This window comes from Chitinophaga sp. RCC_12 (genome assembly GCF_041360695.1).
Classification (GTDB): Bacteria; Bacteroidota; Bacteroidia; order Chitinophagales; family Chitinophagaceae; genus Chitinophaga.
Genome location: NZ_JBFUPS010000004.1, coordinates 271,012 through 281,198, shown reverse-complemented (window position 1 = coordinate 281,198; position 10,187 = coordinate 271,012). Strand labels below are relative to the sequence as shown.

General features: G+C 46.7%; 7 protein-coding genes. All 7 read right to left on the bottom strand.

The window, feature by feature from the left end:
• Positions 1-16 precede the first annotated feature (16 nt).
• Positions 17-1,318 carry a DUF4302 domain-containing protein gene (locus AB6805_RS14340; RefSeq protein ID WP_370910113.1) on the bottom strand — a complete coding sequence of 434 codons (1,302 nt, stop codon included), beginning with the start codon at positions 1,316-1,318 and terminating at the stop codon, positions 17-19.
• 33 nt (positions 1,319-1,351) lie between these two features.
• Complete coding sequence (locus AB6805_RS14335; RefSeq protein WP_370910112.1) at positions 1,352-2,251, bottom strand: putative zinc-binding metallopeptidase; 900 nt, start codon at positions 2,249-2,251, stop codon at positions 1,352-1,354.
• A gap of 35 nt (positions 2,252-2,286) precedes the next feature.
• Entirely contained in the window at positions 2,287-3,774 is a 1,488-nt protein-coding gene (locus AB6805_RS14330) for a RagB/SusD family nutrient uptake outer membrane protein (protein WP_370910111.1), read from the bottom strand.
• An 11-nt stretch (positions 3,775-3,785) separates the two neighbouring features.
• Complete coding sequence (locus AB6805_RS14325) at positions 3,786-7,427, bottom strand: SusC/RagA family TonB-linked outer membrane protein (protein ID WP_370910110.1); 3,642 nt, start codon at positions 7,425-7,427, stop codon at positions 3,786-3,788.
• Between the two features lie 403 nt (positions 7,428-7,830).
• Positions 7,831-8,838, bottom strand: coding sequence for a FecR family protein (locus AB6805_RS14320; RefSeq protein WP_370910109.1), 1,008 nt, complete (start codon positions 8,836-8,838; stop codon positions 7,831-7,833).
• Between the two features lie 117 nt (positions 8,839-8,955).
• Entirely contained in the window at positions 8,956-9,549 is a 594-nt protein-coding gene (locus AB6805_RS14315) for an RNA polymerase sigma factor (protein ID WP_370910108.1), read from the bottom strand.
• A gap of 296 nt (positions 9,550-9,845) precedes the next feature.
• Positions 9,846-10,181 carry a winged helix-turn-helix transcriptional regulator gene (locus AB6805_RS14310; RefSeq protein WP_370910107.1) on the bottom strand — a complete coding sequence of 112 codons (336 nt, stop codon included), beginning with the start codon at positions 10,179-10,181 and terminating at the stop codon, positions 9,846-9,848.
• Positions 10,182-10,187 lie beyond the last annotated feature (6 nt).

The following is a 10,187-nucleotide window of genomic DNA, read 5'->3' as shown; positions in this document are numbered from 1 at the left end:
TTTTGGTTGAATGCATTTAGAATCCCTGCCAGTTGATCCATGATTTACCATCCCGGGCGCTTACCATGTCGTAGGTAAGGGAGCTGGTTTGTACCAGGTAAAAGCCCATCGGATCGGCCATTAGCGACCTTGTTTTATTGATAGCGGTTCTGTCGGCAGGTAAGTTGCCATATAAGCCGTTATCATTAAAAATGATCCTGCCATCCGAAGTAAAGGTGGGTGCGTCGTAGCCAGGGCCATAAGAGATCACGTTCCCGCCCGTTTCCTGTTTTACAACAAAACCGAGTAAGTCAAGGGAAGTACCGGGACCGTCTATCTGGGGATAGTAAGTAAGGAAAGCATAAGCTGGCAGGCCGGTGATACCGCAGGCGTCGTCCTTTCCATTTACATGGAAGCCATAATAGGTAGCCCAGTAGCTTTCGTTCTGCAACGCATACTGGTACCATCTTTTGGGAGCTGCTGCATCAATTGCCAATGGTGTTACCGTTTCCGCGATGGCTGCGGGTTTACCGTTTACCGTAAAAGTAATGGCGCCATTTTCCCACTTCACCTGGTCGAAACTATTAATAGTAATGGTGCTGTCGGTAAACGCGGGCATCAGGGAAATACCTGTTGCCGTGTATACGTAACCGGTAGATGCCTGTTTTACTTTGCCGTTAGAGATCCAGGTAAAATTTACCTGGTGCAGGTATGGATTGATACGGATATCATACCGGTTACCAGCTGTGGTGAACTTGTGGAAATAGGTAAGTATAGCGCTAATGCTGTCGACAGACCGGTTAATGCGGTGCTGGAAATAGTTATCCTTATCCTGTGGCGTAGCTTTCACCAATATGGCTTTACTGCCATGAAAGCGGCCGGTCAGCCAAACGGTATCGCCCGCGGCGCCATTAATAGCAAATTCAAAATCGGAGCCCAGGCCCTGGCCGTATTGGCCGCCATTCTGGCCGGCATCCGGATCGGAAAGTACGTGCAGGTAGGAATAGGTATCAAACAGCAGGCAGGGTTGCTGCAATGCTTTCAGGCGCCAGCTGCTTTCGCGCATGGTTCCGGTGCTGGCGGCATCGAAGTCGGAAAACATCTGCACACGGTTAGCATCCGAGAAACTAAAGTAAAAGCCAAATACACTGCCCGGAACGCCGGCAGGATATACGAAAGCTTTCCAGCCATAAGGCGCCGTTGTGAGCACCTGCTGGTACCGTGCCAATGTATCATTGATACGTTCGTCCGGCGATTTATCAAACAGCGGATCTGTTTCCTTTTTACAGGCAAACATCCCGGTGATGATGAAGAATAAGCAGATCAGATTATTTCTCATACTATTATTTTTACTCCTCCGGAGTCTTTCGTTTTAATAGAGTAACTGATTAATTTCTTTCCTGGTACGGGTTTGAAGGCTATAAAAATTGATATGCCATACGGTGAGGAAATAGCTGACTACCATTGCCTCCTTCTGGCGCAACCTCGACTGTGCCTCTGCTTTGGTTACGCCATTGATGCTGGTTCCTTCCGGGATACTGTTCACAATGGCATCGAAACCTTGTTTTCCTTCTACCAGCATGGTAGATACCATTTCCACAAAGTCCTCGTCAAAGGCCGACATTGCGTAGGGCGTTACGAAGCCATCGCGACGTGCAGCCATATCGGAGATGTTGTTCCAGTTGCCCGTATAAAAGCCCGCGCAGATGCGTTTGAACTCCACCGGGTACATCACCGTTTGGTGCAGGATGTGTCCGAACTCATGCTCTATGACATGGAACATCTGCTTCACATTGGCGGAGTCGGAAGGTTTGTAGCCTTCCATCGACTTTGTGAGGAAATCGTTAACCAGGTACAACACTACCTTCCGGCCGCCTTCTGCGGTGCCGAGGGTGATGGTGCCGTTTTCATTCCAGCTGGCGCTTCCGGAGAGAATAAAATACTTGGGGCAGTACTTTTTAAAGAAGAGAGCGCCCGCTTCCGCAATGTAGGTGTCCATCCAAACCTGCCGGATGGCCGACATCACCGGGATTATTTTCTCTTCTTTAGGGGGTACCAATGTTTTGTTGAGTTCAAACTCGAACTGGTCCCATTTATATTTCACTGCAATATTAAAAGGCACGGTAAGGGTATCGTGCAGCCATTTATCCAATGGAGAAGCGGCCCAGGTATCTCCGCCGAGGCCGGGAATATCTTCCACATTGCCCAGGTCTTCTTTTTTGCTGCAGGCCATCAGCAAGCAAAGAGGGATGATGAGTAAGAATGCTTTCATTTGTGTATGTATTAATTTTGGTACTATCGCTATTATTATCTTGGATTTAATGCTATTCCTGAGGTAGTGGCGGATGCGGGTATCTGGAACAGGCGGCGGTTATCGTCTGCTTTCAGCTCCAGTACTTTTCCTTCGCGGGTGGTGTGCACCACGGGGATCTTATACCGCTGCAGATCGAACCAGCGCTGGCCTTCCTGCACATACTCCGCACGCTTGAAGTCAAGGATGGTGCGGATGCAAACCGTTCTCGCATCGCTGATACCGTAGAAATTCTGCATGGCAGCCAGGGAAATATTATGCAGGGAGGCATTATAATTCCGGATACGTTTGCTGGCAAACAGGTTGAGATCTTTTAATACTGCGCTGGTGTTGTTGAGATATACATTGGCCTCTGCGCGGTTAAACAATACTTCTTCCGTGGTGAACAGCGGTGTCATTACATAGGGCTGACCGATGGTGGCGTTCACGGAGTTCTTTACAAAGTACTCAGAGAGCTTTGGCACAAAATAATCCTGTGAGCCGTAGTAGTATAACGGGTACGACCAAACGCCACCGGTAACATTCCTGCCCAGGATGAGCGCTTCATGCTGGAAGTCGAGATCATACCGGAGCCGGCCTGCATTGCGTCCCCACAGGGAAGGCGCTTCCACGATCAGCAGGTTGGCTTTTTCATTGGCATTGGCATAGATGTCAAAGATCTGCGCCGGCGACATGCTGCCATAAGTGGTATTCCACAGGCGCATGTTGGAAGCCACATCATTGTTTGAAAAAGTATTGTCGGCATAGGCTACTACTTTCGCATAATCTTTTTTATACAGGTAGAACCGGGTGGCGAAGGCATAGGCAGCGCTGCGGTTAAAATGGAAACGGGGTACGCTGTAGGCGTCGTCGCTGATCAGCGGCATCCCGGAGAGCAGGTCTTTTTCCACCATGTCATACACATACGCCACTGTTTTGCGTTCGTATTGTTTCATTACCACGCTTTCCGGCACTGTTACGTAGGGTATGCCCGGATCGTTTGCAGCGGTAGCAGCATCGTAGGTTTTGGCAAAAATATTTACCAGCATAAAGTGGGCATAGGCTCTTGCTAACAGTGCTTCGCCGCGCTGACGTGTATAAGCGGCCGGATCGGCGGCCTTTTCACAGGCCACCAGCGCCTGGTTGGCGGCGGCGATAGCGGTGTAGCATGCTCTCCAGTACGCTTCAGGGGAGTCTTCCTCTATCCATTGAATGTCATTAAATAGATAGGCGTCACCGTTAGGGCGGTAGTACTCTCCTACTCCCTTGTCGCCCACATTATCCGACATGGCTTCACACATTGTGATATAACTGGCCTGCGGATAAGCAGTTCCCAGCAGCCTGCTCACCTTTACCGGTGTGCTGAGATCTGTCCAGGTACTGTCCGGTACCTGCTCAAGGTATTTTTTACAGCCGCCGGTGACAAGGGCCATCAGTGCAAATGCCCCGATGATGGCAGGCTTTATTTTTCGTTTATTCGCGGAGGTTATATAGTGCATTGACATAGCGCTTCTTTTTAAATACCTACTTTTAATGAAAAAGTGAATTGTTTCTGGATAGGCTGTGCCACACCACCAGCGTTGAAAAACTCGGGATCCTGACCTTGTAGTTTTTCATCTGCATAGATCAGCCAGGGATTAATGGCAGCAGCACTTACAGCCACGTTGCTTAATCCTGCGCGTTTGATGAGTTCACCCGGCAGCTGATAAGTAAGTGACACTGTTTTCAGTCGGATGAAGTCTCCTTTCGCCACTCTTTCGGTGGAGTAGTTATAGTTATTGTAAGGATGAGCGCCTCTCAGCAATATCTGCTCAAAAGCATCCAGCATAGAGGGAACACCTGTTTTGCTCTCATCTCCCGGCATTACCCAGCGGTCATAAAATTCTTTAGGCATCGCATCGAGATCTGAATAGGAAGTTTTGAAAGCCGGGTACAGGCGGATTTTATTGCCAAACTGGTAAGTGAAAAATACATTCAGTGATAGCGCTTTATAGCGGAAAGTATTGGAGAACCCGCCGGTAACCGGTGGATCAACCGGACCTTCGTATACCAGGTGGGCTGTATTTAATGATTGCAGGTTTACATCGCCGCTGACAGCACCGTCCTGGTTGATAAACACCGGGGAGCCTGATTTAGGATCAAGCCCGGTGTATTGCAGGGAAAAAAGGCTGTGTACAGGATAGCCTTCGGTGTTACCACCTTCTGCTACCACCAGGTCGAAAATGCCGGGGATATTTTTTGCATTGGTAATTTTATTGACGCTGTATCCGAGCGTAACGTTCGATTTCCAGCCCCAGTCTTTACTACGGAACACATCTCCGCCTATCATCACTTCCACCCCTTTTGAATCCATATCGGCGTAGTTGGCCGCTTTAAACATTTCACCGCCGATACCGGAAGTTTTGATGCGGCTGATCAGGTCAAAGCTTTTACGGGTGTAAGCGTCTATGCTGAAGTTGAGGCGACCATTGAAAAAGCCTCCGTCAACACCGATGTTGGTGGTATATAATTTTTCCCAGGTGAGTTCATCATTCTGCAGGTGCGACAGGCGGATCACTGACTCTACTTCTGTGAGGTGAGGTCTGTTGGTATTAACGGTCTGGTATACGATGTTTGAATTGGTGGCGGGTCCCATGCTGGCGGTTAAGCCATAGCTGGCGCGCAGCGTGAGATAGTCCAGCTGGCGGATACTGGCCGCAAAAGGCTCCCTGTCGATGTTCCAGGAACCGGCTACACTCCAGGTGGGCAGCCATCTTGCCTTGCGGGATTGTCCGAGGCGGTTGGAACCATCGTAGCGGCCGGTGGCCGTAAAGTTATACTTGTTGTTATAGGCGTAGGTGCCGGTAGCATAGAAAGCGGCGAAGCGATCATAGTCCCTGCTCATGCCGAAGTAAGGAAAGTTACTTTCAATGGTTTGTTTGAGGATGCGGTAGTCGGTAAAAGTCGCGCCGCCATTATCGTACTGGTAGCCGTAGCCGGTATTGGAAGCGTTCTGGCGGTCGGCATACTTTACCTGCTGACCTACCAGTACGTTAATATTATGTTTCTGGGCGAAGGTGTCGGAGTAGTTGAGGCCATTGCGGAAATCATAGTTCAGCAGCTGGTCTTCCGTACGGTTATAGAAACCGCCGGCGGGCAAAACAATTACCGGTTGTGCGTCGGGATTTTCCGGATCGCGGTAAAGGAATTTATTCCTGTCCGCGATGGTAGCGTTACCGGCAGCGCGGTAAGCATTGGCCATGTTGGCATTCTCTGTAATCTGGTGTTCACGGGATGATTTTACATACCTGATAGCCCCGGTAAATTCGTAGCGGATATTTTTTGTCAGCTTGAAAGTCAGGTCGCCCTGCAGGCGCAAATCCATCATGTTCAGGTCGAGGTAATTATTTTTCAGTTCATTGATGATATTGAAGGGAGCATAGTTTCTTCTGAAGTATTCCAATTGTCCATTTTGATCATAGGCAGTAAGTGTACGGCTTGTATTCAGCGAGTAGCTGAATGGGTTAATATCGAAATCGCGGTCGTATTGTCCTTCTACAGGGTTACTGCTGCGGGTGAGGGCGCCGGGCGCTTTCTGACGGCGCACAGAGGCCAGTGAGGAAAATCCGGCAGATAACCGGTCTGAGAGTTTATAGGTATTACGGTAGTTCAGTGTGTAACGGGTTACTTTATCCGCGAGGGTCCAGCCGTTATCACTGTAAAAACTGGTAGAAAAATAAGATTGTGATTTATCTGTACCTGAAGAAATACTGAGCGAATGTTCCTGTACGAAGTTGTTGCGGAAGAGCAGTCCGAACCAGTCGGTATTGGCTTTCGCGTAACGCAGTAAAAACGCCTTCTTACTTTGCGGATCGTTTTCTACCGGGAAGTTGCCATCTCCATCAGCATCCAGTTGTTCATATAATTTTCCGAATACGCCGATATCAGCGCGTGAAAGGATATCTGAGTTAAGGATTCCTTTTCTTTCCAGTTCTGCCAGTACAGACATCTGCTGACCGGAGTTCATGATATTGAAGTTATTGTAGTTGGGTTTCAGCTGCGTGCTGAAGTTGCCGCTGTAGTTAATAACGGGCTTGCCTGCACGCCCTTTTTTAGTGGTAATTACGACTACCCCGTTCATGGCGCGGGCGCCATATAATGCAGCAGCTGCGGCATCTTTCAGAATGTCGAAGCTTTCGATATCGTTGGAGTTGAGGCCGGCAACTGCGGAACCGAGTAAAGTGGTGGGGTCGCCGCTGGAAAGCTGATCATTGGAAATATTCACAACGTCTTCAAGTACTACGCCGTCTACCACCCATAATGGCTTGTTGTCGCCATTAATAGAGGTAGCACCGCGGATGCGCACTTTGGGGGCGGAGCCGAAGGTACCGGATACATTCTGGATGGCAACGCCGGCTACTTTACCTTCCAGCATGCGGCTAACGTCTGTCATACCATCGATCCTCACATCTTCTCCTTTCAGCCGGGTGGCGGCGCCGGAGAATTTAGATTTATCGATGCTCTGGAAGCCGGTTACCACTACTTCCTGGAGGCGGGTAGGTTTTTCTTTCAGTATGATGGTAAGCGTGCCGCTTCTGAATTCCGCCACGCTGATTTCTTCAGTTTTATACCCGGTAAAATTAAATACCAGTATAGCATCGTTGGCGATCTTCTTCAGTTCAAATACGCCTTTATCGTTGGTGGTGACTCCGCGGGAAGTTCCTTTGATCATGATGCTTACGCCGGGTAACAGTTCCTTCTTTTCATTGGTCACCACTCCTTTTACATCTGTAACGGGAACATTGAGCTTTAGTAGTGTATTCGTTACCGTTAGTTGATTCAGTTTTTTGCCGCTGTCGTGTTTGATTACTACACGGTCGTACATCACGCTATAGGAAAGGGAATAAGGCGTAAGCAGTTTATTAAGCAGGTCGCCTACTTTCTCGTTGTGTGCATTTACGCTTACCTTATTCACATCCAGGGCTTCATTGCCTACGTATACAAAGGATACCTCGGCGAGGCTGCCTATTTTTTCCAGTGCATCTTTAAGGATGACATTCTTTAGTTCGATCGTAATTTTTTTATCAAGAGCGTCCTGCAAACCGTTGCCGGCGTGGGCTTGCGTTACTGCCAGCAGGAGCAGTAAGCAATAGATGAATGATAGTTTTCTTCTGAACATAATTGTTTTTTATTGGTTTCGTTCGGCCATAGGTTCCCCGTTCCGGTTTTTGGATAAAACCGGGCAATAAAGGGCCTTCTGCGTAAGCAGGGTGTTTTTCAATCAACTATATCATGGCAATATGTTAGCCGGGCGGTAAGGGTATTACTTGTATCATGTACAGTTTAGTTTGGTTGAAAATAATTCTACGGTTTATTCACGGTAAGTATTGGCAACAGACGGCCCTGTGATCAATTTTCGTGATCACCAGTTAACTAACCAGCATGAAGTTCATTCAGGCTAAAAGGCCACCAGGATAGTATACCAGACTGAAATTTCTATTCTCTTAAATTTTGGTTCAGCTTTGTTGATAGCAATTTCTCATTTTGAATATAGTTTGGTTAACGATATAGCGGTCGTTATTTTACTTACAATTTCCACCAACGATGATATATCCTTTACTGATATTATCTTTTTTGACTCTGGCATCTAATGAAAAAGCAATCAACGCAAGTGCTTTATCTAAATCATCCACTGTATTAAAAGATCCGTAAAACCTGCACTGTGCCGATCTTTGGTCGGTTACTACCGGCACATTGTAATATCTCTGCAGGTCTGTTGCCACTTTGGACAAAGGATCTCCCTTATAAATAAATTTGCCGCTCGTTTTCTGGGCAAAGAATTTTGCATCTTCCGTTCCATCCTGTAACAGCAGGTCCTGTGAGGCCCGGTTGTATACCGCGGTTTTGTTGGCTGTTAATACCAGTTGGCCATTTTTATGCGGTTTACCTTCACGGGTATTCACCTGCACCATTCCTGATACCACTACTACCCTGGCGGTATTGCCTTCATGTACTTCCATGTTAAAGGAGGTACCTAATACGGTAGTATTGATCAGCGAAGAGGAGATGATAAAAGGGTGCTTTGCATCGTGGTTGATTTCGAAGAAAGCTTCTCCTTTTAATATTACTTCACGGTTCTTTTTATCAAACACTTCCGGGTAGGTAATGCTGGAGCCTTTCTCCAGGTGTACCACTGAACCGTCGGGCAGTTTCACGGTTTGCCGTTCTGATGTGGTGGCAAACACTTTTTGCTTTACGCGGTCGTGCAGTAGCATGTACCAGGCGGCTCCTGCCAGTAACAGCACGGCGGCGGCCGCTGCTGCTTTATATTTAAGCAACCGGAAGATTCCTTTGAAAGAGCTATCTGTAACGCCTATACGTTTATGAAGGTTATTCAACATTCTGTCCGACAGGCGTTTATCTAATATATGCTTTGCCGTTAGGAGGTCGGCCTCAAAATATTCGGCGGCTACTGTTTCCAGTTCTGAAAAATCATTGGCATCCAGGTATTCTACCATCCACTCCTGCTCTGTGGCAGTCCATTGATCTTTACTTAACAGCTGTTTGAGATATTCCTTTCTGTTGGGCACTAGCGTGATGGTTTAATCTAAATACGCGCAGTTAATAAAAATGGGTGGGTCGTTTTTGAACTTTTTTTGAAAAAACAAAATATTAATTAAAAGATAATATGAAATAGGTTCATCTGCTTATGAATCAGGATAGCTCAGGAACAGCATCAGGAGCACAATATATTTCTGGTCGCCATTGCGCTGCATATAGTCGTTTAGCTTGATCATGGCGGCAGACAGGTGTTCTTTTACTGTATTACGGGAGATGTTCAGTTCATTGGCTACTTCTTCATAGGTTTTACCTTCCAGTTTACAGCGGGTTACGATGGTTCTTTTTTTAGGAGATAGTTTTGAAATCGCCTGTTCCAGTAAATGATATTGTTCTTCATCGATATTTTTACGCTCAATGGCTACCGCATCATCCGTATCGGTTTGGAAGATATTTTTATGGAAAGCCTGTTCACGCAGCTTTTTCCTTACAAAAGATACACACATATTAAAACTGATCACAAACAGCCAACCGCTTACAGACTGGTCTGGCTCGATATCCTGCCGTTTTTCCCACAGGCGTGCGAAAACATCCTGGAGAATATCTTCTGTTACCACATCATCTTTCACAAACTTGAAAATATTCCGGTATACAGCCCCGTGATACTTCCAATACAAACTATCAAAGGCGCTTACTTCGTGGTTTTGTAACCGCACTACTAATTCAGCATCTGGTATATTCATATCTCTTCTTTTATATAAATCATATCGTGGAATACAATTTATATGGCTAGAAAAAAGCCAGGTCTCCCAAAGGCAATGGCCATCTATTTTGCTGCATAAATTAGTAACAAATATTATTATTTTATAAATAAATTCGTATTAGCTATAATTATAAATTATTACACACCGGTAGAGAGCAGTGAAAACATTGGCTGGCAGGGATTTTCGGGATTTATGGGAAAGATGGGAACAATAATTTCTGGTACAGACAGCTTCTGCCAAACGTTAAAACAGGGTGATAATTACTAATATGTTCTTTATACAGGCCTTACTTCATAGTTATTCCATTCCCACTGCAGCAGGGATACAATAATCGGCACAAGGCCCTCGCCTTTTGATGTAAGGCTGTACTCTACATGGGCCTGGGTATCTGTATATGTTTCACGGAGAATGATCTCCTCCGCTTCCAGTTCCTTTAAACATTGCGCAAACACCTTTGCAGATACATCGCCTATAATAGCATGCAGTTGACCGAAGCGCATTTTGCGGTTGCGCAATGCGTAAATTATAATAGGTTTCCACCGTGATCCGATGATTGATTTTGACCGTTTGATCGGGCAATCGCTGTATTTCGTTAATATCTTATCTTTCATTTGTAC